Below are 21,881 nucleotides of genomic sequence, written 5' to 3'. Positions count from 1 at the left end.
GGCCGGACGCGTTCCGGCCGCCCGCTCGCGCGTTCTTCCGGACACCCCTTCGGGAAAGGGCCTATCGGCGTGCCGCCCTGATACGGCAAGATCCTCAGATGGAGCAGTTTTCAGCGGGACACACCCCGAACCCCCCGTGCACTCCTGCCCGCGACGGTGCCGCCGCCCGGGACCTGCGCCGGCTGCCGAAGGCCCATCTGCACCTGCACTTCACCGGTTCGATGCGGTCCGCGACCCTGCTGGACCTCGCCGACAAGTACGGCGTCCATCTGCCCGAGGCCCTGCGCAGCGGTGAGCCGCCCCAGCTGCGGGCCACGGACGAGCGGGGCTGGTTCCGTTTCCAGCGGCTGTACGACATCGCGCGCTCGTGCCTGCGCGCGCCCGAGGACATCCAGCGGCTGGTGCACGAGGCCGCCGAGGAGGACGTCCGGGACGGCTCGCGCTGGCTGGAGATCCAGGTCGACCCGACCTCGTACGCGCCCCGGCTGGGCGGGCTGATCCCGGCCATGGAGATCATCCTGGACGCGGTGCGCACCGCCTCCCGGGACACCGGCCTCGGGATCCGCGTGCTGATCGCGGCGAACCGCATGAAGCACCCGCTGGACGCCCGGACGCTGGCGCGGCTGGCGGTGCGCTACGCGGACCGGGGCGTGATCGGTTTCGGGCTCTCCAACGACGAACGCCGGGGTTTCGCCCGGGACTTCGACCGGGCCTTCGCGATCGCCCGGGAGGGCGGTCTGCTGGCGGCGCCGCACGGCGGTGAGCTGTCCGGGCCGGCCAGCGTCCGGGACTGCCTGGACGATCTGCACGCCGGCCGGGTGGGGCACGGCGTACGGGCCGCGGAGGATCCCGCGCTGCTGCGCCGGCTGGCCGAGCGCCAGGTGACCTGCGAGGTGTGCCCGGCCTCCAACGTGGCGCTGGGCGTCTACGAGAAGCCCGAGGACGTACCGCTGCGGACGCTCTTCGACGCCGGGGTGCCGATGGCGCTGGGCGCGGACGACCCGCTGCTGTTCGGCTCGCGGCTGGCCGCGCAGTACGAGCTCGCCCGCACCGCGCACGACTTCAGCGATGCGGAGCTGGCCGAGCTGGCCCGGCAGTCCGTCCGCGGCTCGTGCGCCCCCGAGGACGAGCGGCGGCGGCTGCTGGCGGAGATCGACGCCTGGCTGGCCGGGTAGGGCGCCGACGGGCGTCGTAGGGGCTCAGCGGCGCCGTCGCAGGGCCTCAGCGGCCCGTCACGGCGCCCTGGCGGCCCGTCTAGAGGCTGACGCCGACCGTCACGGGTTCGTTGACGAGGGTGATGCCGAAGGCCGCGTGGACGCCGTCCCGGACCTCGCGGGCCAGGGCGAGGAGGTCCTCGGTGGTGGCCTCGCCGCGGTTGGTGAGCGCGAGGGTGTGCTTGGTCGAGATGCGTGCCGGGCCGCTGCCGTAGCCCTTGGTGAAGCCGGCGCGGTCGATGAGCCAGGCCGCGGAGGTCTTCACCAGGCCGTCGCCGGCCGGGAAGGCGGGCGGGGCGGTGTCGGGGCCGAGGCGGTCCCGGACGCGCTCCAGGAAGGCGGCGTGCTCGGCCTCGGTGAGGATCGGGTTGGTGAAGAACGACCCGGCCGACCAGGTGTCGTGGTCGTCGGGGTCCAGCACCATGCCCTTGCCGGCGCGCAGCGCCAGGACGGTCTTGCGGGCGATGTCCAGCGGGACCCGGTCGCCGACCTCGACGCCGAGGGCGCGGGCGGTCTCGGCGTACTTCAGGGGCGCGGAGCGGCCGCCGGCGTCCTCCAGGGCGAAGCGGACCCGCAGGACCACGAAGCGGTCGGGGTGCTGCTTGAAGCGGCTGTCGCGGTAGGCGAAGCCGCACTCCTCGTTGCTGAGGGTGACGGTCTCGCCGGAGCGGCGGTCGTAGGCGACGACCTCGGTGATCGTGGTGGCGACCTCCTGGCCGTACGCGCCGACGTTCTGCACCGGGGTGGCGCCGGCCGAGCCGGGGATGCCGGCCAGGCACTCGACGCCGGCCAGCCCGGCCTCGACCGTGCGGGCGACCGCGTCGGACCAGTTCTCGCCCGCGGCGAGGGTGAGGGCGGTGCCGTCCAGTTCGAAGCCGGTGGTGGCGATGAGCAGGGCCGTGCCGTCGAAGCCCTTGTCGCTGATGACGAGGTTGCTGCCGCCGCCGATGATCAGCAGTGGCGTGCCGGCGTCGTCGGCCGCGCGGACGGCGGCGATCACCTCGTCGTCGGTGGTGGCCGTGACGAGGCGGTTCGCCGGTCCGCCGAGCCGGAAGGTGGTCAGCGGGGCGAGCGGGGCGTTTTCTTGTCCGTGGCGTTCCTGCACGCGCACAAGGGTACGGGGGCGGTCGGACCATCCCGTCCGGCCGCCCCCGGCTGCGCTCTCCGGCGGGCTCAGGCCAGGCGGACGACCGCACGGGACATGCCCAGCACCTTCTGGCCCGCGCTCATCGCGGTGAGGTCGACCCGGACCGTGCGGGCGTCGTCGTCGAGCTTGGCCGCGACCTTGGCGCTGACCTCGATCAGCGCGCCCTGGTCGTCGTTGGGGACGATGACGGGCTTGGTGAAGCGCACGCCGTATTCGGCGACCGCGCCGGGGTCGCCGGCCCAGTCGGTGACCACCCGGATCGCCTCGGCCATGGTGAACATGCCGTGGGCGATGACGTCGGGCAGGCCGACCTCCTTGGCGAACTTCTCGTTCCAGTGGATCGGGTTGAAGTCGCCGGAGGCGCCCGCGTAGCGGACGAGTGTGGCGCGGTTCACGGGGAAGGTCTGCGCCGGGAGTTCGGTGCCGACCTCGACGTCGTCGTAAGAGATCTTCGCGGTCATCTCAGGCCTCCTCGGTGCGCCGGGCCACCAGCTTGGTGAAGGCGGTCACGACGTGTGCGCCCGTCTCGTCGTGCACCTCGCCGCGGATGTCGATGATGTCGTTGCCCGCCATGGTCTTGATCGCCTCGATGGTGGAGGTGACGGCCAGCCGGTCGCCGCTGCGCACCGGCCGGGTGTAGGCGAACTTCTGGTCGCCGTGCACCACCCGGCTGTAATCCAGGCCGAGTTGCGGGTCCTCGATGACCAACCCCGCGGCCTTGAAAGTGATCGCGAACACAAAAGTCGGCGGTGCGATCACGTCGGGATACCCGAGCGCCTTGGCGGCATCCGCGTCGGTGTAGGCGGGGTTGGGGTCCCCGATCGCCTCGGCGAATTCGCGGATCTTTTCCCGGCCGACCTCATAGGGGTCGGTGGGCGGGTACGTGCGTCCGACAAAAGACTGGTCGAGCGCCATGGGCTCGCAACCTCCGTGTACTGATGGTGATAACGCCGTGAGGCCGCCCCCAGGAATGGGGACGGCCTCACGGACGAGCCTGTGTTATCGCGTCTCGCGATGCGCGGTGTGCGAGTTGCAGCGCGGGCAGTGCTTCTTCATCTCAAGACGGTCCGGGTCGTTGCGCCGGTTCTTCTTGGTGATGTAGTTCCGCTCCTTGCACTCCACGCAGGCCAGCGTGATCTTCGGGCGGACGTCGGTGGCAGCCACGTGAGTGCTCCTTGACGGACGGATGGACGGATGAACGCAGAAAAGAGTAGCCGATCGAAGGACCGACCCCACAATCGGCTACTGTCAGTAGCGGTGACCGGACTTGAACCGGTGACACAGCGATTATGAGCCGCTTGCTCTACCGACTGAGCTACACCGCTGCGATGCGAGGGGCACCCGCCCGAAGGCGGGAACCTCACACATCAGAGCCCCAATACGGAATCGAACCGTAGACCTTCTCCTTACCATGGAGACGCTCTGCCGACTGAGCTATTGGGGCGAGCGATGAAGACATTACACGGCCCGCCGCCAAACGTGAAATCCGTATCCGCCCCGCGTCCCAACGGCCCCGCGCACCACACCGGTACGACTATTTCGCGCCTGCGCGAAGCTCTCCCGGCGGCGCCCTACGCTCGGGTCAACGCTGCGTGATCTTGCACGCCCGTGGCTTCGAGGAGCGCGATGTCCGACAGCAGTTCGCCGCAGCCGCACCCCCAGCCGGGAAAGCCCGGCGGACCCGGCCGGTACACCAGGTCGGACGGCGGCGCGCTGGTGCTGTGCGGCGCCCGGCTCGCCGACGGCCGCACCGTGGACGTACGGCTCGGCGGCGGACGCATCGAGGCCGTGGGCACGGCCGGCAGCCTCGCCCCCCAGGGGGCCCGCGTCGACCTCGCCGGCTATCTGCTGCTGCCCGCCCCCGCCGAGCCGCACGCGCACTGCGACACCGCCCTGACGGCGGACTCCGACGGCCCGGCCTCCGGCTCCCCGGAGGACGTCCAGCGGCGCACCACGGAGGCCGCGCTGCTCCAGCTGGGGCACGGGGCCACCGCGTCCCGGAGCCACGTCAGGATCGGCGACGTGCCGGGCCTGCGCTCGCTGGAGGCGGTGCTGCAGGCCCGCCGGTCGCTGCGCGGGCTGGCGGACCTGGCGGCGGTGGCGGTGCCGCGGGTGCTGACGGGGCTCGCCGGGGCCGACGGGCTGGCGATGCTGCGGGACGCCGTCAAGATGGGCGCCTCGGTCATCGGCGGCTGCCCGGACCTGGACCCCGATCCGGCCGGGTACGTCGAGACGGTCCTGGAGCTGGCCGGGGAGCACGGCTGCCCGGTGGACCTGCACACGGACGGTGACGACCCGGCGCGGCTGGCCCGGTTCGCGGCGATGTCCGGCGGGCTGCGGTCCGGCGTCGCGCTGGGCCCGTGCGCCGGGATGGCCCGGATGCCGCGCAGCGTGGCCTCGCGGGTCGCCGAGCAACTGGCCGCCGCCGACGTCACCGTGGTCTGTCTGCCGCAGGGCGACTGCACCGGCCTGGAGCGGTACGGCTCGCGGGTGTCGCGGCCGGCTCCGGTGCGGCTGCTGCGGGCGGCCGGGGTGCGGGTGGCGGCGGGCAGCGGGGCGCTGCGGGACGTGGCGAACCCGGTGGGGCGCGGCGACCCGTTGGAGGCCGCGTACCTGCTGGCGTCCCTCGGGGAGGCGACGCCGGAGGCGGCGTACGAGACGGTGAGTTCGGCGGCGCGGACCACGCTGGGGCTGCCCGAGGTACGGGTCGAGGCGGGCTTCCCGGCGGAGCTGCTGGCGGTGCGCGGCGAGCGGATCGCGGGGGTGCTCTCGCTGGCGTACAGCCGGATCGTGATCCACCGGGGGCGGGTGGTGGCCCGTACCAGCGCGGTGCGCGAGTACTGCGACTCGGCGGCCGAGGTGGCGCTGGAACTCCCCCGGCAGTCGCAGCGCTGACGCCGGGGCCGGTCCGCCCCCGGTGAGAACGCGGTGAGAAGCGCCGCTCCCCCGGCCGGGTCCCCCGCACCCCGGCGGCCCTTCGGCGTACGGTCGGCACCATGCGCATTGTCATCGCAGGTGGACATGGTCAGATCGCGCTGCGGCTGGAGCGGCTGCTCGCCAAGCGCGGGGACGAGGTCGCGGGCATCGTCCGCCGGCCGGAGCAGGCCGGCGATCTGCTGGCCGCGGGGGCCGAACCGGTGGTCTGCGACCTGGAGTCGGCGTCGGTCGAGGATGTCGCCCGGCACCTGGAAGGCGCCGACGCGGCGGTCTTCGCGGCCGGTGCCGGGCCGGGCAGCGGCACCGAACGCAAGGACACGGTGGACCGCGCCGCGGCGGCGCTCTTCGCGGACGCGGCCGAGGCGGCGGGTGTGCGCCGGTTCCTGGTCATCTCGTCGATGGGCGCCGACCGCGAGCCCCCGGAGGGCACCGACCCGGTCTTCGCCGCGTACCTGCGGGCCAAGGGCGCCGCGGACGCCGACGTACGGTCCCGGGCGGGCCTGGACTGGACGATCCTGCGCCCGGGCCGCCTGACGGACGGGCCCGGCACCGGCCTGGTCACCCTGGCCGACGCCACCGGCCGCGGCGACGTCCCCCGCGACGACGTGGCGGCCACCCTGATGGAGCTCCTCGACGAGCCCCGCACCATCGGCCGCACCCTGGAGCTGATCGGCGGCGATGTGCCGGTGGCGGACGCGGTGGGGACGGTGGCGGCGCACTGAGGGGCGGCGGGGCGCGCGGGGGGGGGAGCGGCGCCCCCGCCGAAGCTCCGCACGCACGAGAAAACCCCCTCCACTGCTGATTCGCAGTGGAGGGAGTTCCTCACTGTGGCGGCGCCAGGATTCGAACCTGGGAAGGCTGAGCCGGCAGATTTACAGTCTGCTCCCTTTGGCCGCTCGGGCACACCGCCGGGGTTTGCTGCCGGGAGAGCCGCTTTTCGGCGGTGCTCCGTGGCAACGACGTAAACCATACCCGATGGCTGGGGGTGGTTCGCCACTCGATTCGCGAGCGCTGGATCTTGGTGGGGTGGCTAGGCTTGGCAAGCGGTCCGGGGACGGTCCGCACCCCTGATGGATCTACGCACGAGGAGCCAACTCAACATGGCCGACTCCAGTTTCGACATCGTCTCGAAGGTAGAGCGGCAGGAGGTCGACAACGCCCTCAACCAGGCTGCCAAGGAGATCTCGACGCGCTACGACTTCAAGGGCGTCGACGCCTCGATCGCATGGTCGGGCGAGAAGATCGAGATGCGGGCCAACGCCGAGGAGCGGGTCAAGGCCGTGCTCGACATCTTCCAGTCCAAGCTGGTCAAGCGCGGGATCTCGCTGAAGGCGCTGGACGCCGGTGAGCCGCAGGCCTCGGGCAAGGAGTACAAGATCTTCGCCTCCCTCCAGGAGGGCATCTCGCAGGAGAACGCGAAGAAGGTCGCCAAGATCATCCGCGACGAGGGCCCGAAGGGCGTCAAGGCGCAGGTGCAGGGCGACGAGCTGCGGGTCAGCTCCAAGAGCCGGGACGACCTGCAGGCCGTGCAGCAGCTGCTGAAGGGCAAGGACCTGGACTTCGCCCTCCAGTTCGTGAACTACCGGTGAGCCGGTAGGGCAGGGGCTTCGGCCTTCGGGATGGGGCGGCGCGCCACGGGCGTGCCGCCCCACCGGCGTTTCGGACCGCTGTCGCACGGCTTCCGGGATCCTCGTGGATCACTCTTGACCTCAAGTTTGGTTGAGATTGCAGGCTCCTGGCATGACTTCTCAGGAGAACGAGAACGTGCAGAACGGCGAGAGCCCGGCCACCGGTCCCCGCGCGGGCTTCCGTGCCGATGCGTTTCCGCAGGTCAGGCGGGCGGGTGTGGGGACCGTGCTGATCAGCGAGGGGGATGCCGGGAGCCCGGAGGGGCAGCGGGCCGTCCTGGACGGGGTGGCCCGGGCGTGGGAGGGGACGCCGCTGCCGGCGGGCTTCCTGTCGCGGGTGCTGTTCGCGGGGACGGACGGGCGCAGCGTGCTCGACTACGCGCAGTGGACGAGCGAGGCGGCGCACGAGGAGTTCGTGCGCGGCGAGGACACCGGGCCACGGGAGCGGATCGCGGGCGCGCCGGCCGCCACGGGTGACGTCGGCGAGAGCGGCCCCACCCGTTACCGGCTCTACCGCAGCCTGCTGCCCCAGGGCGAGCCGGCGGCCCCGGGCTGCGTCGTGCGGGTCGCCTTCCGTACGACGGGGCACGACGCGGCCCGGGAGCTCGTCGACGGGCTGCTGGACCTGATCGGTGGCGTGCAGCCGGGCGAGGGCGGGATCGCCTCGCACTTCCACATCAGCGAGGACGGCACCCGGGTCGTCAACTACAGCGAGTGGACGACCGCCGAGGCCCATGAGCGGGAGATCGCCGGGAGCCTTGCGCGTGGTGGGCCGGTGATGGCCTTCATCGGGGGCCTGGACGGCGTGGAACCGCTCGGCTTCCGGCGGTACGTCGGGCCGCGGGGGCTGGTGCGGGAGTGACCGCCGGCCCCTGGGCGGGCCCGTAGGTCAGCGGGTGGCGAACGGCTGGTCCGTGGGGACGATCTCGCGGCCGAGCGGCAGCAGGGAGATCGGGATCATCTTGAAGTTGGCGATGCCGAACGGGATGCCGATGATCGTCACGCACAGGGCGAGGCCGGTGACGATGTGGCCCAGGGCCAGCCACCAGCCCGCGAAGACGATCCAGATGACGTTGCCGATGGCGGAGCCGGCGCCGGCGTCGTGCCGGACGACGGTCGTCCGGCCGAAGGGCCACAGGGCGTAGCCGGCGATGCGGAAGGACGCGATGCCGAACGGGATGGTGATGATCAGGATGCAGCAGATGACGCCCGCGAGGACGTAGCCGAGGGCCAGCCAGAACCCGCTGAGGATCAGCCAGAGGACGTTGAGGATGAGCTTCATGATCGGCAGCCTTCCACGGGCACGGCGAACGGGGTAACTGCCGTGCTAGACGCACCGGGGCCGGTGGAGCGTTGCGTTCATGATGCGCCGGTGGCCGGGGGTCGGCCAGCGGCGGCCGCGGGCCTCAGGGGGCCTCAGGGGCGGTGGTGGCCGGCCATCTGCTCCAGGCGGGCGATGCGTTCGCGCATCGGGGGGTGGGTGGAGAACAGCTTGGACATGCCCTCGCCGGCCCGGAACGGGTTGGCGATCATCATGTGGCCGGCGGTCTCCAGCCGCGGTTCGGGTGGCAGCGGCAGCTGCTGGGTGCCGATCTCCAGCTTGCGCAGGGCGGAGGCCAGGGCGAGCGGGTCGCCGGTGAGCTGGGCGCCCGAGGCGTCCGCCTGGTACTCACGGGAGCGGCTGACGGCCAGCTGGATGAGCGAGGCGGCGATCGGGCCCAGGATCGCGATCAGGAGCATGCCCAGCAGCCCGGGGCCCTCGTCGTCCTCGGAGCGGCCTATGGGGATCAGCCAGGCGAAGTTGACCAGGAACATCACGACGGAGGCCAGCGCGCCGGCGACGGACGAGATGAGGATGTCGCGGTTGTAGACGTGGCTGAGCTCATGGCCGATGACGCCGCGCAGCTCGCGCTCGTCGAGGAGCCGGAGGATGCCGTCGGTGCAGCAGACCGCGGCGTTGCGCGGGTTGCGGCCGGTGGCGAAGGCGTTCGGCGCCTGGGTCGGGGAGATGTACAGCCGCGGCATGGGCTGGCGGGCGGCCGTCGACAGCTCGCGGACCATGCGGTAGAGCTCCGGCGCCTCGAACTCGCTCACCGGGCGGGCCCGCATGGCGCGCAGGGCGAGCTTGTCGCTGTTCCAGTACGCGTAGGCGTTGGTCGCCAGGGCGACGAGAACGGCGACGATCAGGCCCGTACGCCCGAAGAAACTGCCGATGAGGATGATGAGTGCGGACAGTCCCCCGAGGAGTACGGCGGTTCTGAGCCCGTTGTGCCGGCGGTGCACGGTACGCCCTCCAAGCGGTGCGGCAGGGGAACCCTGTGCTGCGTTGCTCCACTCTCCAGTGGACCCTTACTCACTGGTCAACGCGAGATGAACGGGCCGGGTTCCCGCCGCCCGGACGACCGGGCCCGGGACGCGCGCCCGGGACTCGTCCGTGGGCCGCCCGGCGCCGTGCCGCCGTACGGGTGGCCCCGGGTCCGCCGCGTCCGGTCAGAGGAGCGCGCCGGAGGCGAAGCGCAGGACGAGTTGGGGCGCGCCGGAGAGGGCGAGGCCCAGGACGGTGGCCAGGGCGATGGCGGTGGCCAGCGGGGCCGGGATCCGGGGGGCGGGCGGCCGCGGGCCGGCGGGGGCGGCCGCGGGCTCCTCGGCGCCCCGGAAGAGCACCGCCGTCCACTGCAGGTAGTAGTAGAGCGCGATCACGACGTTGACGGCCATGACCACGGCGAGCCAGGCCAGCCCGGCGTCGACGGCCGCGGAGAAGACCGTGACCTTGGCGAACAGGCCGATGATGCCCGGCGGCAGACCGGCCAGGCAGAGCAGGAAGAAGCCCATGGCGAGTGCCACGAGGGGCCGGCGGGCGTACAGGCCCCGGTAGTCGGTGATGCGGTTGGCGGGGCGCGTACGGGCCACCAGGGCGGCGACGGCGAACGCGCCGAGGTTCACGGCCGCGTACATCAGGGCGTAGGCCACGGTGGCGCCGATGGCGTGCGCCGGCCGGTGGGTGTAGCCCGCGGCGGCCAGCGGCACCAGGAGGTAGCCGGCCTGGCCGACCGACGACCAGGCGAGCAGCCGGACCGCGCTGTGCTCCCGGCGCGGGTCCTGGCGGAGGGCGGCGACGTTGCCGACGGTCATGGTGAGCGCGGCGAGGACGGCCAGCGCCGGGCCCCAGACATCGGCGTACGCGGGGAAGCCCTGGACGGTGACGAGGATCAGACCGGAGAAGCCGACGGCCTTGCCGACCACGGAGAGGTAGCCGGCGATCGGCAGCGGCGCGCCGACGTAGGTGTCGGGCACCCAGAAGTGGAACGGGGCGGCCGCCGTCTTGAAGGCGAAGCCGACCAGGGTGAGCGCGACGCCGGCGCTCGCCAGGGTGGCGAGGCGGGCGTCGGGGAGGTCGGTGAGGGCGTGCGCCACCCGGGAGAGGTAGAGGCTGCGGGTGGCCGCGTAGACGAAGCTGACGCCGAGGAGCATCACGGCGGTGGCGGCCACCGAGGAGAGGAAGAACTTCAGCGCCGCCTCGGAGGAGAGCCGGTCGCCGCGGCGCAGGCCCACGAGGGCGAAGGCCGGCAGCGAGGCGACCTCCAGGGCGACGACGAGGGTGGCCAGGTCCCGGGAGGCGGGCAGCAGGGCGGCGCCGGCGGCCGAGGACAGCAGCAGGAACCAGTACTCGCCGGCGGGCAGGTCGTGGTCCTTGATGGTGTCCAAGGACAGCAGGGCGGTCAGCAGCGCACCGCCGAGCACCAGGAACTGGATGACCAGCGCGAACGGGTCGGCGACGTAGCTGCACACGTCCGGGTGCCCGGGGAGGCAGAACGTGCGGCGGTCGCCGCCCAGGAGGGGCAGCAGGGACAGCGCGGCGAGGACCAGGCCCCCGGTGGCGGCCCAGCCCAGCAGCGGCTTGCGGGCCGCCGGCACGAACAGGTCGGCGACCAGCACCACCAGGGCGACGACCGCGGTGATCGTGGGCGGGGCGACGGCGACCCAGTCGACGGACTGGACCAGAGAGGTGACCGAGCTCATCACTTACCGCCTCCGAGGAGCTGCTGGACGGCCGGGTCGGTGAGGCCGAGGAGGGCCGCCGGCCACAGTCCGGCGAGGACGGTGAGGGCGGCCAGGGGGGACCAGGCCGCGTACTCGTAGCGCGCGAGGTCGGGGACGGCCGGGGCGGGGGTGGGCACGTCCGCGACGGGCCGTTCCGGGTCGCCGTCGGCGCCGAGCGGGGCGGTGGGGGCGAGGTGCGGGGTGCCGCCCATGCAGACCCGGCGGACGACGAGGAGCAGGTACGCGGCGGTCAGCAGGGTGCCGAGGCCGGCCAGCACCATGAAGGTCAGGAAGGCCGGGCGGCTCAGGCCGGCGGCGGGCCGGAAGGCGCCGAACATGGCGAGCATCTCGCCCCAGAAGCCGGCGAGTCCGGGCAGGCCGAGCGAGGCGACGGCCCCGAAGGCGAGCAAGCCGCCGAAGCGGGGGGCCTTGCCGTAGAGGGCGGCGCCGGTGGTGCCGGCCAGGGCGTCGAGGTCGGTGGTTCCGGTGCGGTCCTTGAGGGCGCCGACCATGAAGAACAGCAGGCCGGTGATCAGGCCGTGGGCGATGTTGGCGAACAGCGCGCCGTTGACGCCGGTGGGGGTCATGCTGGCGATGCCGAGCAGGACGAAGCCCATGTGGCCGACGGAGCTGTAGGCGATCAGGCGCTTGAGGTCGCCCTTGGCGCCCTTGCGGACGAGGGCGAGGCAGGCGAGCGAGCCGTAGATGATGCCGACGGCGGCGAACGCGGCGAGGTAGGGCGCGTAGGTGTGCATGCCCTCGGGGGTGATGGGCAACGCGATCCGTACGAACCCGTAGGTGCCCATCTTCAGCAGGACGCCGGCCAGCAGCACCGAGCCGACGGTGGGGGCCGCGGTGTGCGCGTCGGGCAGCCAGCTGTGCAGCGGCCACATCGGGGACTTGACGGCCAGTCCGATGCCGATCGCGAGCACCGCCAGGAGCTGGACGGTGTGGCTGAGCTGGGCTTTCGGGCCGTTGTCAGTGGCGAGTGCGACCATGTCGAACGTGCCGGATTTCACGCCGATGAGGAGGAGGCCGAGCAGCATCACGACGGAGCCGAGCAGCGTGTAGAGGATGAACTTCCAGGCCGCCGCCTGCTTCCCCGCACCGCCCCAGCGGGCGATGAGGAAGTACATCGGGATGAGGACCATCTCGAAGGCGAGGAAGAAGAGCATCAGGTCCAGGACAGCGAAGGTGGCGAGGGTGCCGGCCTCCAGGACGAGCAGCAGGGCCACAAATGCCTTGGGAGACGGGCCCGTTGGCATGTGGAAGTAGGAGTAGAGCGCGCAGAGGAAGGTCAGCAGCGCGGTCATGACGACGAGGGGGAGCGAGATGCCGTCGACGCCGAGATGGATACGGATGCCGAGCGCCGGGATCCAGCTGATGTCGGTGGTGGCCTGCATACGCGCCGGCTGAGCGTGGTCGAAGCCGGCGGCCAGTGCGACGGTGGCGGCGAGCACGACGCCGGTGACGGTCACGCCGTGGCGCAGTACGGCCTGGTCGGGGTTCTTGCCCTTCAGGCCGGGCGGCGCGGGCAGCAGCGCGGCGAGCGCGCCGAGGAGGGGGAGGACGACGACGCCCACGAGGAGGATCTGCATGGCGGTGTGATTCACGGTCAGGCTCCCGTGCCCGTGGCGACGAGGACGGCGGCGATGGCCAGGACGAGCGATCCGGCCAGCAGCGCGCCGAGGTAGGTCTGCACGTTCCCGGTCTGGGCGCGGCGGACGGCGGCGCCCAGCCAGCGCGGGGCGGTGCCCGCACCGCGGACGTAGGTGTCGACGACCTCGCGGTCCAGGAAGCGGACGAGCGTGGCGGCGGCGCGTACGGGCCGGACGAACAGCGCGGAGTAGACGGCGTCCAGGTGGAAGCCGACGGCCGCGTGGCGGTGCAGCGGGCCGAGGAGGAGGCGGCCGGGGTCGGCCGGGTCCGCGGCGCCGGCGTTGTCGCCGTAGACCGGGGCGTGGGTGGCGATGGCCGTCTCCTCGGCGAGGCCGGGGGCCGCGTCCGGGTCGACGACGACCGCGCCGATGGGGGTGCGGGCGGCGAGCGCGGTGGTGTGGCGCCAGGTGGCGTAGGTGACCAGGCCGCCGACGACGGCGATGCCGGTGCCGAGGACGGAGGTGGTCAGGGTCGGAGCGAGCGAGCGCCCGTCGAACCACTCGGGCAGGAGGGGGGCGGAAAGGCCCAGTGCGACGGTCGGGATGAAGAGCACCCACAGGACGGCGTTCATGACGACCGGCTGCGGGCCGTGGTCGGGGACCTCGACGCCCCGGCCCTTGAAGGCGAGCAGCCACAGGCGGGCGGCGTAGGCCGCGGTGAGGAGGGCGGTGAGCAGTCCGGAGACCAGGACGGTCCAGCCGGCCGCGCCGGGGATGCCGTGGGCGGCGCCGGTCGCGGCGTGCTCGGCCGCGCCGAGGACGGCTTCCTTGGAGAAGAAGCCGGCGAACGGCGGGATCGCGGCGAGCGCGAGCAGCGCGACGGTCACGGTCCAGTAGGCGTCCGGGATGCGCCGGGACAGGCCGCTCATCCGGGACATGGCGGCGAGCGAGTTGGTGCCCGCGGCGTGGATGATCACGCCCGCGCCGAGGAAGAGGAGGGCCTTGAACGCACCGTGCGCAAGGAGGTGGAAGACGGCGGCGCCGCGGTCGCCGACGGCGAGCGCGCCCAGCATGTAGCCGAGCTGGCCGACCGTCGAATAGGCCAGCACCCGCTTGATGTCGTCCTGGGCCAGCGCGGCGAGGCCGGAGCCGACCATGGTGATCGCCGCGATGACGGCCATCACGACCAGCGCGGCCGCGGAGGCCGCGAAGACCGGGAGGAGGCGGGCGACGACGTAGATACCGGCGGCCACCATCGTCGCGGCGTGGATCAGCGCGGAGACCGGGGTCGGGCCGGCCATCGCGTCCGGGAGCCAGGTGTGCAGCGGGAACTGCGCGGACTTGCCCGCGACGCCGGCCAGCAGCAGCAGCGCGATCAGCGTCGGGTGGTCCAGGCCGCGGTTGGCGACCGAGCCGAGGATGCCGGTGATGCGGAAGGTGCCGGTGTCGGCGGCCAGCGCGAAGATGCCGAAGAGGAAGGGGACGTCGCCGAGCTTGGTGACCAGGAACGCCTTGAGGGAGGCGGCCCGGGCGGTCTCGGTCTCCCAGTAGTGGCCGACGAGGAAGTACGAGCAGATGCCCATGACTTCCCAGCCGACCAGCAGCACCATCAGGTCGCCGGTGTAGACGACCAGCAGCATCGCGGCGGTGAAGAGTGAGACCAGCGCCGCGTAGGAGGGGTAGCGCGGGTCGTCGCGCAGATAGCCGGTGGAGTAGATCTGCACACAGGTCGCCACGACACCGACGACGACGGCGATCAGCGCGGCGAAGCCGTCGATGTGCAGCGCCAGGTCGATCGGGATCGATCCGGTCGGGGTGAGCCGGGTGGCGACGTCGGTGGCCGGGCCGCCGCCCTGGCCGACGGCGACCGCGATGGTCAGCGCGGCCGCGGCGAGCGTCGGCAGCACGGCCAGCGGCCGTACGAAACCGGGCGCGCGCCGCCCCAGGAGGAGGCCGGCGGCGGCCCCGAGGAAGGGCAGGAGGGGGACGAGAACGGCGGTGGTCGTGAGGGTCACGCGGTGGCCTCCGCCTTGGTGTCCGGCTGCGGGGTCCCGTCGGCGTCGGTGCCGTCCGGCCGCTCGGCGAGGTCACGGAGCCGGTCGATGTCGGAGCTGCCGCGGTTGCGGTAGACGAGCAGCACGATCGCCAGGCCGATGCCGATCTCGGCGGCGGCGATGGCGATGGTGAAGAGGGTGAGAGCCTGGCCGGCGTGCAGGGTGTCGCGCAGCCAGACGTCGAAGGCGACGAGGTTGAGGTTGACGGCGTTGAGCATCAGCTCGACGGACATCAGCACCAGGATCGCGTTGCGGCGGGCGAGCACGCCGTACAGACCGGTGCAGAAGAGGAGGACGGCGAGGACGGCCGGATAGGCGAGGTGCATCAGCGCTGCTCCTCTCGTGGGGTGGTGGCGGGGGCTCCGAAGACGCGGGCCGCGCCGTCCTTCAGGGCGGCCGCCGGGGCCCTGCCCTCACCGCCCCTGCGGGACAGCACGATCGCCCCGACGAGCGCGGCGAGCAGCAGCACGGACAGCGCCTCGAAGGGCAGTACCCAGTACTGGAAGAGGCTGCGGCCGGAGGCCTCGGCGGAGCCCTGGACGGCCCCGCCGAAGTCGATCCAGGTGGCGCGGAAGGCGTCGACGACGACCCAGACCAGGGCGGCGGCCGCGGCGAGCGCGACCACGAGCGCGGCCCAGCGGTTGCCGGAATCGGCGTCCGGGGAGCGCCCGATGGGCGCCTTGGTCAGCATCAGCCCGAAGAGCAGCAGGACGACCACGGAACCGACGTAGATGAGCACCTGCACCCAGGCGATGAACTCGGCCGTGAGCAGGAGGTATTCGACCGCGACCCCGCCGAGCGCGACGACCAGCCAGAGGGCGGCGTGCACCAGCTGCCGGGTGGTGACGGTGATGACGGCCGCCCCCAGGGTGCCGATGCCGACGAGCAGGAACGCGATCTCGACGCCGGTGGGCGACAGGAAGCCGTGCCCGGCGGCCGTGGCGGCGAGCGTCACGTCCCCTCCTCGGTGTCCGGGGCCTGGTTCTGGTTCTCGTTCTGGTTCTCGTTCTGCGCCGCGGCCTCGGCCGCCTGCTGGGCGGCGAGTTTGTCCGCGGCCTTACGGGCGGCGGCGATCTCCTTGGGCTCCTCGGCCGCCGGGTCGAGCGCCGGCGGCTCGGGCACCGTCCACATCCACTCGCGGAGCTTGTCGCGCTCGTGGGTGAGGTCGCGGATGTCCGTCTCGGCGTACTCGAACTCCGGTGACCAGAAGAGCGCGTCGAAGGGGCAGACCTCGATGCAGATCCCGCAGTACATGCACAGTGCGAAGTCGATGGCGAAGCGGTCGAGCACGTTCCGGCTGCGCTCACGGCCTCCGGGCGCGGCCGGCGGCACGGTCTCCTTGTGGGAGTCGATGTAGATGCACCAGTCGGGGCACTCGCGGGCGCACAGCATGCAGACCGTGCAGTTCTCCTCGAACAGCCCGATGACGCCGCGGGTGCGCGGCGCGAGGTCGGGCTGGACGTCCGGGTACTGCGCGGTGACGGAACGCTTCGTCATCGTCCGCAGGGTGACGGCCAGGCCCTTGGCGAGACCGGAACCGGGGAAGCTCATGACGAGATCACCACCTTGACGACGCCGGTGAGGGCGATCTGGGCGAGCGCGAGCGGGATGAGCACCGTCCAGGCGAGCTTCTGCAGCTGGTCCTCGCGCAGCCGCGGGTAGGTGACCCGCAGCCAGATGACGCCGAAGGCGAGCAGCGCGGTCTTCAGCAGCGTCCACAGCCAGCCCAGGCCGTCGGCGCCGAACGGGCCGTGCCAGCCGCCCAGGAAGAGCACCGAGGTCAGCGCGCAGAGAACGACGATGCCCGCGTACTCGGCGAGCAGGAAGAGGGCGAACCGCAGGCCGGTGTACTCGGTGTACGCACCGAAGATGATCTCCGAGTCGGCGACCGGCATGTCGAACGGCGGCCGCTGCAGCTCGGCGAGGCCCGCGGTGAAGAACACCACGCCGCCGACGATCTGCCACGGCACCCACCACCAGTGGAACGCCTCGACGATGCCGGGCAGCGAGAGCGTGCCGGCCGCCATCGCGACGGAGGCCGCGGCGAGCAGCATCGGCAGCTCGTACGCGAGCAGCTGCGCGGCCGTCCGCAGGGCGCCGAGCAGCGAGAACTTGTTCGCCGAGGCCCAGCCGGCCATCAGCGAGCCGAGCACCCCGACGCCCATGACGGCGAGGACGAAGAAGATGCCCGCGTCCAGGGCCTGCCCGACGGCGTTGTGCGGCCCTATCGGGATGGCGACCAGGACCAGGAGGTACGGCAGCAGGGCGACGGCCGGGGCGAGCTGGAAGATCCGCCGGTCGGCGCCGGCCGGCACGATGTCTTCCTTCTGCGCGAACTTCACGCCGTCGGCGACCAGCTGCGCCCAGCCGTGGAACCCGCCCGCGTACATCGGACCGAGCCGGCCCTGCATGTGGGCCATGACCTTGTGCTCGGTCTGCCCGATGACCAGCGGGAACACCAGGAACACGACGAAGACGGCGATGAGGCGCAGCGCGATGTCGAGCGCGTCGCTCATGGGGTGTCGCCTCCTGCCGGGTCGTGGGTCTGCGGCTTCGCCTCGGGGGTGGGCTCGGGCTTCTGCTGCGGCTCGGGCTCGGCCTGCGGTTCCGGCTCGGGCTCGGCTTCCGACTCCCGCTTCGGCTCGGCCTGCTTCTGCGGCTCATCGAAGGCCGGGCGGGCGTGGTGCCACGGTGCGTCGGAGGAGCGCGGGGCCGCCGGAGCCGCGGGGGCCTCGGTGGTCGCCGATGGTTCGGTGGTCGCCGGGGGTGCACCCTTCTCCGCCGGCTGCTGCTGGCTGGCCGAGCCCTGGCTCGCGGACCGGGTACGGCGGGCCGGCCGCTCGGCGCGCGCCGGGGCCGCCGGTGCCTCCGGGGCCGCGGAAGCCCCGGACGACGCGGCCTGGGCCGCCTGCTGGCTGGCCGAGCCCGCGCTCACCGACCGCGTACGCCGCGCCGGACGCTCGCCCGCCGCGCCGCCGGCCGCCCGCGCACCCCGTGCCGGACGTGCCGGCGCGGGCGGGAGCTGGCCCTTCAGCGGACCCCACTCGTTCGGGTCCGGAACGCCCGGCGGCAGCATCTGCCGGCGCTTGGGCCCGCCGTGCTCCGATTCGCCCGGCTCCTTGGCGCCCGGCCACGCCTTGGCCACCCGCGCCGCCAGCACGAAGTCCTTGCGCAGCGGGTGGCCCTCGAAGCCCTCCGGGAGGAGCAGCGGGACGAGGTGGGGGTGGCCGGTGAAGTCGACGCCGAACATCTCGTGCGTCTCGCGCTCATGCCAGCCCGCGCCCGCGTACACGCCGACGGCGGTGGGCAGCGCGGCCGCGTCGTGCGGCACCGTGGTCCGCACGACCAGCCGGTGGACGGTGCCCGGGCGGGCGACGTCCGCGAGGTGCGCGCAGATACGGAAGCCGGTGCCGGGCTCGTCCACGGCGCTGAGCCAGTCGAAGTAGCGGCAGCCGAGGTCGTCCCGGGCGGCGGTCAGCGCGGTGAGCCAGCCGTCCACCGGGACGTCGACGGTCAGCAGGTCGTACGCCAGCTCCGCGGTGGCTCCGGCGCCGAAGATCTCGCTCGCGGGCCGCGGCAGCCACCCGACGACGGGCTCAACGGGCTCAACGGGCTCCGCCGGCTCGGCGGACTCGACCGGCTCGACGGCCTCGGGCTGCTGCTCGGACCGGTCAGCCGGCTTGGCCCGGTCGGGCTGCTGAGGCTGATCGGGCTGCTGGGCCTGATCGGGCCGCTGGGGCTGGTCGCTCATCGGGGTTCCTCCCCCGCGGGCGCCGGCGCGGGCGGCGTCACCAGGCCGCTGCGCAGGGCGGCCGCCGAAGGCCGGGCCGCGCCGCCCTGGGCATACCGCTCCCCCAGGGACTCGCGCGCGATCTTCTCCTGCAGCTTGAGGATGCCCTGGAGCAGCGCCTCCGGCCGCGGCGGGCAGCCCGGCACGTATACGTCGACCGGGATGATCTGGTCGACGCCCTTGGTGACCGAGTACGAGTCCCAGTAGGGGCCGCCGCAGTTGGAGCAGGCGCCGAAGGAGATGACGTACTTGGGCTCGGGCATCTGCTCGTAGAGGCGCTTGACGGCCGGGGCCATCTTGTCCGTCACCGTGCCGGAGACGACCATCAGGTCGGCCTGGCGCGGGCCGGGCGCGAACGGGATCACCCCGAGCCGGATGAAGTCGTGGCGCGCCATGGAGGCGGCGATGAACTCGATCGCGCAGCAGGCCAGCCCGAAGTTGAAGACCCACAGGCTGTAGCGGCGGCCCCAGTTGAGGACCACCTTCATCGGTTCGGGCGCGAGCCGGGCCAGGGTGCCCAGGCGGCGCGGCTCCGGAAGGAATTCCGGCGCGGCGCCCCCGGCCGCGGCCGCGGAGCTGTTGGCGGCGGGGGTCACGTCCATTCCAGGACGCCCTTCTTCCATGCGTAGAGCAGGCCGACGGCGAGGAACCCGAGGAAGATGAACATCTCCACGAGCGTCGCGCCGCCGAAACCGGGGGCGGCGAAGACCGTCGCCCAGGGGAACAGGAAGATCGAGTCGACGGCGAAGATGACGTAGAGGAAGGCGTAGACGTAGTAGCGGACCTGGGTGTGCGCCCAGCCCTCACCGACCGGGTCCACGCCGCACTCGTACGTCAGCATCTTCTCGGGCGTCGGTACGACAGGCCGCAGCAGCCGCCCGGCTCCGAAGGCGACGGCGACGAAGAGCACACCGATTACGGCGATGATCCCGACGACCGAGTAGCCCTGGAAGTAGTCCGCGGCGACGGTGGTGCGTACGGTCGCGTCCGGCACGTCCGCCCCTCGCTCCCTGACTGCGCTTGTTCAACGACTTCGACGATCTGCGATCTGTACGAACCGGAGTCTAGGCCCTGGTAGGCCCGCCCCGAGAAGCCGCGTCGTCGCGGACGGTGAGCTTGTCCGTACTTCGCCCTACCTGGGCGGCTGGCAGCGTAGACGGCGGGCCCGGTTGTCTCAGAAGCCGTCTCACGGAGCGGACGAACGGGCCGTCTCCGCGGGGCCCGCGCGCTCCGGAGGGCGAAGCCGCGGACGATGATCCCGATCAGTGAACGATGATCCCGATCAGCGGATCGGGCCGCCGTCGAAGGGGCTGCGGTGGTCGGGGCCGGGGGGTGCCGGAGCGGGGCTCGGGGGTGCGGCCGGGGCCTGTGCTGGGGCTTGGGCCGGTGGTGCCGCCGGGGGTGCGTACGTCGGTGGCGGCTGGTGGGGCGGAGGTGCTTGCTGCGGCTGAGTTGGCGCCGGATGGAGGTGGGGCATCTGCTGCGTTTGAGGCATCTGGTAGGTCTGCGGTGCCTGGTGGGTCTGCGGCGCCTGTGGGGCCTGAGCTGCCTGTGGGGCCTGAGGTGTCTGTTGGGCGTGAGGTGTCTGTTGGGCGTGAGGTGCCCTTGGTGACTGATGCGGTTGTGGCTGCTGCGGCTGTCCGTTCTGCTGCTGCGGCTGCCGGCTCGGTTGGTGGACCGGGTGGCCCGGCTGGTGGGCAGGCTGCTGTGCCCGCTGGCCCGGGTGGCTCGGCTGGCCGGGCTGGTGGACCGGCTGGCTCGGCTGGTGGGCGGGCTGCCGGGCCTGGTGCTGTCGGCGTATCGGGTCCCGGGAGACCGCGCGGTCCATCGCCTCGGCCGCGATCCGGGCCGCCGCCTCCCGCGTCCGCTCCCCGAGCAGCTCGGTGCGGATGGCGCCGCCGGCCGCCAGATGGCGGTCGTACGGCAGCGGCAGCACCGCCGCGCCACCGGCTCCGAGGTGGTCGGCGGCCTTGCGCACGTCGACGCCGCTGTCGGGCGAGGAGTGCGTGAGCACGACGACCGTGGTGGGCAGCAGGCCGGGGTGCAGCCCGCCGATCCAGTTGAGTACGGAGCGGGTGGCCGCGACGCCCTCCGGGGTCGCCGGGGTGACCAGCACCCGCGCCTGCGTCGTCACCAGCGCCGTACGCGCCACCTCGGCGGGCAGCGTCTCGCAGTCCACCACCGTGGCCGCGAAGTGCCGGCGCAGGGAGGTCATCACGATGCGGTAGGTGTCGAGGTCCAGGCGGGCGCCGATGGAGCCCTGGCTGCCGGGCAGCAGCCAGCCGCCGCCCGCGAACGGCAGCAGATAGCCGGTCAGGTCGGTGATCAGCATCGACGGATCGACGATCTGTGCCAGGTCCGTCCCGGACCAGCGCACCTCGCGGGCGCCGAGGCGGTGCGGCAGCGTGCCGAGCGCCGGGTCGGCCTCCACGGCGAGCACGGGGTCGGGCCGGTAGTGGGCGTAGGTGAGCGCCAGGAGGGCGGCGACGGTGGACTTGCCGGCGCCACCGCGGATGCTCGACACGGCTATCTGCCGACCGGTCGTCACCGGCTGCTGGATGGCCTGGGCGGCCTGTGTGACGGCGGCCGTCTCGGCGGCCGGCGACGAGGCGAACACCCGGCGCAGCGCGCGTCCCGCACGCCGGGCCAGCGGGTCGCCACGGCGCGGCCGCGGCCCGCCGTCGGCCAGTTCCGGCGGCAGGAGCGGAACGGAGACCGGCGTCCGCGCCGGCAGCCCGGGCCCCGGCCGGCCGTATCGGCCGGGCGCGGGAGCGGGAGCGGAAGCCGGGACCTGGTCGGTGGTGGGGGCGGACATGGGCGCGGGGCTGGGGACGGGGGTGGGGGTGTAGACGGGCGGCGCGGCCATCGCCCCGGCCGCCGGCATCGGCCCCGGGACGGGCACCTGCGGGGATGCTGCGGGTGCCGGCGGGGATGCTGCGGATGCCGGCGGGGATGCTGCGGGTGCGGGCGGGGTGACGGCAGGCTGCGCCGGCGCCGGCATCGGTCCGGCACCCACGGCGCCCGACACCTGCCACCCGGCCGACTCCTGCCCGCCGACCGACTCCAGGCCACGTGCCGACTCCTGGCCACCGAACTGCGCCTGTCCGCCGTTCGGCACCTGCCCGCCGGCCGCCGCCTGACCCTGACCCGGCCGCTGTTCCGCCGCCGGCCCGGACTCCGCCGTCGGCACGGACCCGGCCGCCGGAAGGGCGCCGTCACCCGCCCCCGCAGCCCCGTCCCTCGTCGTCACCGCGTCCACGTCCCCTCCTGCTTCCCATCCGGTCCCGCCCCCGTGCTCCCCCGCTCCCCCAGCTCCCCCGACTCTCCGTGCCCCCGTCTCCTGATACGTGCCCGCATCCGCCCGCGAGCCCGCATCCGCCCCCGCACGCGCATACGTCCGCGGGCGACCGTCCGCCCCCGCACCCGCATCCCCCTGCGCCCCCGTAGGCCCGCCTATAGGCCCGTCCATAGG

Annotated in this window: 22 protein-coding genes and 3 tRNA genes; 5 read left to right on the top strand and 20 right to left on the bottom strand. The window is 73.1% G+C overall.

Features of this window, described 5'->3' with window-relative positions:
• Positions 1-98: 98 nt before the first annotated feature.
• Positions 99-1,175 (top strand): adenosine deaminase, encoded by a 1,077-nt coding sequence (locus V2J85_RS31530; protein WP_261957038.1) that lies wholly within the window; start codon positions 99-101, stop codon positions 1,173-1,175.
• A 79-nt stretch (positions 1,176-1,254) separates the two neighbouring features.
• Here the strand turns inward: V2J85_RS31530 and V2J85_RS31525 are convergent, their stop codons facing one another.
• The 6 genes from V2J85_RS31525 to V2J85_RS31500 all read right to left on the bottom strand — a co-directional run bounded on the left by V2J85_RS31525 (position 1,255) and on the right by V2J85_RS31500 (position 3,805).
• Positions 1,255-2,319 carry a UDP-N-acetylmuramate dehydrogenase gene (locus tag V2J85_RS31525; protein ID WP_261957037.1) on the bottom strand — a complete coding sequence of 355 codons (1,065 nt, stop codon included), beginning with the start codon at positions 2,317-2,319 and terminating at the stop codon, positions 1,255-1,257.
• Between the two features lie 68 nt (positions 2,320-2,387).
• Complete coding sequence (locus V2J85_RS31520; protein ID WP_030803088.1) at positions 2,388-2,822, bottom strand: MaoC family dehydratase; 435 nt, start codon at positions 2,820-2,822, stop codon at positions 2,388-2,390.
• Position 2,823: 1 nt separating this feature from the next.
• The gene (locus V2J85_RS31515; protein ID WP_330823499.1) at positions 2,824-3,276 is read right to left on the bottom strand and encodes a MaoC family dehydratase N-terminal domain-containing protein; all 453 of its coding nucleotides are present in this window, start codon (positions 3,274-3,276) and stop codon (positions 2,824-2,826) included.
• Positions 3,277-3,360: 84 nt separating this feature from the next.
• Positions 3,361-3,525, bottom strand: coding sequence for a 50S ribosomal protein L33 (gene rpmG / locus V2J85_RS31510; protein ID WP_006604855.1), 165 nt, complete (start codon positions 3,523-3,525; stop codon positions 3,361-3,363).
• Between the two features lie 88 nt (positions 3,526-3,613).
• Positions 3,614-3,686 (bottom strand) — tRNA-Met (locus tag V2J85_RS31505).
• Between the two features lie 46 nt (positions 3,687-3,732).
• Positions 3,733-3,805, bottom strand: a tRNA-Thr gene (locus V2J85_RS31500).
• A 182-nt stretch (positions 3,806-3,987) separates the two neighbouring features.
• Here V2J85_RS31500 and V2J85_RS31495 point away from each other — a divergent pair.
• On the top strand, positions 3,988-5,256 hold the full coding sequence (locus V2J85_RS31495; protein ID WP_261957035.1) for an amidohydrolase family protein: 1,269 nt from the start codon (positions 3,988-3,990) through the stop codon (positions 5,254-5,256).
• Positions 5,257-5,357: 101 nt separating this feature from the next.
• Positions 5,358-6,020: an NAD(P)H-binding protein gene (locus V2J85_RS31490; RefSeq protein ID WP_330823496.1), complete on the top strand. Its 663-nt coding sequence runs from the start codon at positions 5,358-5,360 to the stop codon at positions 6,018-6,020.
• A gap of 106 nt (positions 6,021-6,126) precedes the next feature.
• Here V2J85_RS31490 and V2J85_RS31485 read toward each other — a convergent pair.
• A tRNA-Tyr gene (locus tag V2J85_RS31485) sits at positions 6,127-6,208 on the bottom strand.
• Between the two features lie 190 nt (positions 6,209-6,398).
• On the opposite strand from V2J85_RS31485, the gene V2J85_RS31480 reads away from it, so the two are divergent.
• Both V2J85_RS31480 and V2J85_RS31475 read left to right on the top strand, forming a co-directional pair.
• A complete protein-coding gene (locus tag V2J85_RS31480) occupies positions 6,399-6,887 on the top strand; it encodes a YajQ family cyclic di-GMP-binding protein (RefSeq protein ID WP_261957033.1) in 489 nt (162 codons plus the stop codon).
• Positions 6,888-7,038: 151 nt separating this feature from the next.
• A complete protein-coding gene (locus V2J85_RS31475) occupies positions 7,039-7,788 on the top strand; it encodes an antibiotic biosynthesis monooxygenase (RefSeq protein WP_261957032.1) in 750 nt (249 codons plus the stop codon).
• 27 nt (positions 7,789-7,815) lie between these two features.
• Here V2J85_RS31475 and V2J85_RS31470 read toward each other — a convergent pair whose 3' ends face one another.
• The 13 genes from V2J85_RS31470 to V2J85_RS31410 form a co-directional block, all read right to left on the bottom strand.
• A complete protein-coding gene (locus V2J85_RS31470; RefSeq protein WP_261957031.1) occupies positions 7,816-8,208 on the bottom strand; it encodes a YccF domain-containing protein in 393 nt (130 codons plus the stop codon).
• A 134-nt stretch (positions 8,209-8,342) separates the two neighbouring features.
• Positions 8,343-9,209 carry a zinc metalloprotease HtpX gene (gene htpX, locus V2J85_RS31465; RefSeq protein WP_261957030.1) on the bottom strand — a complete coding sequence of 289 codons (867 nt, stop codon included), beginning with the start codon at positions 9,207-9,209 and terminating at the stop codon, positions 8,343-8,345.
• A gap of 207 nt (positions 9,210-9,416) precedes the next feature.
• Positions 9,417-10,946 carry an NADH-quinone oxidoreductase subunit N gene (locus tag V2J85_RS31460; RefSeq protein WP_261957029.1) on the bottom strand — a complete coding sequence of 510 codons (1,530 nt, stop codon included), beginning with the start codon at positions 10,944-10,946 and terminating at the stop codon, positions 9,417-9,419.
• Entirely contained in the window at positions 10,946-12,565 is a 1,620-nt protein-coding gene (locus V2J85_RS31455) for a complex I subunit 4 family protein (protein ID WP_330823554.1), read from the bottom strand. The genes V2J85_RS31460 and V2J85_RS31455 overlap by 1 nt, the downstream gene beginning before the upstream one ends.
• A gap of 17 nt (positions 12,566-12,582) precedes the next feature.
• Positions 12,583-14,580 (bottom strand): NADH-quinone oxidoreductase subunit 5 family protein, encoded by a 1,998-nt coding sequence (locus V2J85_RS31450; protein ID WP_261957028.1) that lies wholly within the window; start codon positions 14,578-14,580, stop codon positions 12,583-12,585.
• A complete protein-coding gene (gene nuoK, locus V2J85_RS31445; RefSeq protein ID WP_261957027.1) occupies positions 14,577-14,945 on the bottom strand; it encodes an NADH-quinone oxidoreductase subunit NuoK in 369 nt (122 codons plus the stop codon). The genes V2J85_RS31450 and nuoK overlap by 4 nt, the downstream gene beginning before the upstream one ends.
• Positions 14,945-15,574 (bottom strand): NADH-quinone oxidoreductase subunit J family protein, encoded by a 630-nt coding sequence (locus V2J85_RS31440; RefSeq protein WP_261957026.1) that lies wholly within the window; start codon positions 15,572-15,574, stop codon positions 14,945-14,947. Before V2J85_RS31440 ends, nuoK begins: the two co-directional genes overlap by 1 nt.
• Positions 15,571-16,170: a NuoI/complex I 23 kDa subunit family protein gene (locus V2J85_RS31435; protein ID WP_261957025.1), complete on the bottom strand. Its 600-nt coding sequence runs from the start codon at positions 16,168-16,170 to the stop codon at positions 15,571-15,573. The genes V2J85_RS31440 and V2J85_RS31435 overlap by 4 nt, the downstream gene beginning before the upstream one ends.
• The gene (locus V2J85_RS31430; RefSeq protein WP_330823490.1) at positions 16,167-17,135 is read right to left on the bottom strand and encodes a complex I subunit 1/NuoH family protein; all 969 of its coding nucleotides are present in this window, start codon (positions 17,133-17,135) and stop codon (positions 16,167-16,169) included. Before V2J85_RS31430 ends, V2J85_RS31435 begins: the two co-directional genes overlap by 4 nt.
• Entirely contained in the window at positions 17,132-18,370 is a 1,239-nt protein-coding gene (locus V2J85_RS31425) for an NADH-quinone oxidoreductase subunit C (RefSeq protein WP_330823489.1), read from the bottom strand. The genes V2J85_RS31430 and V2J85_RS31425 overlap by 4 nt, the downstream gene beginning before the upstream one ends.
• Positions 18,367-19,011 carry an NADH-quinone oxidoreductase subunit B gene (locus tag V2J85_RS31420; RefSeq protein WP_315975476.1) on the bottom strand — a complete coding sequence of 215 codons (645 nt, stop codon included), beginning with the start codon at positions 19,009-19,011 and terminating at the stop codon, positions 18,367-18,369. Before V2J85_RS31420 ends, V2J85_RS31425 begins: the two co-directional genes overlap by 4 nt.
• Positions 19,002-19,403, bottom strand: coding sequence for an NADH-quinone oxidoreductase subunit A (locus V2J85_RS31415; protein WP_261957023.1), 402 nt, complete (start codon positions 19,401-19,403; stop codon positions 19,002-19,004). The genes V2J85_RS31420 and V2J85_RS31415 overlap by 10 nt, the downstream gene beginning before the upstream one ends.
• Positions 19,404-19,691: 288 nt before the next feature.
• Positions 19,692-21,311 carry a hypothetical protein gene (locus tag V2J85_RS31410; RefSeq protein ID WP_330823487.1) on the bottom strand — a complete coding sequence of 540 codons (1,620 nt, stop codon included), beginning with the start codon at positions 21,309-21,311 and terminating at the stop codon, positions 19,692-19,694.
• Between the last annotated feature and the right edge of the window lie 570 nt (positions 21,312-21,881).

The sequence above is a fragment of the Streptomyces bugieae genome, assembly GCF_036352915.1.
Classification (GTDB): Bacteria; Actinomycetota; Actinomycetes; order Streptomycetales; family Streptomycetaceae; genus Streptomyces; species Streptomyces endophytica.
Note: the sequence above shows the minus strand (reverse complement) of the source record. Positions and strands in the feature narration are given on the sequence as shown.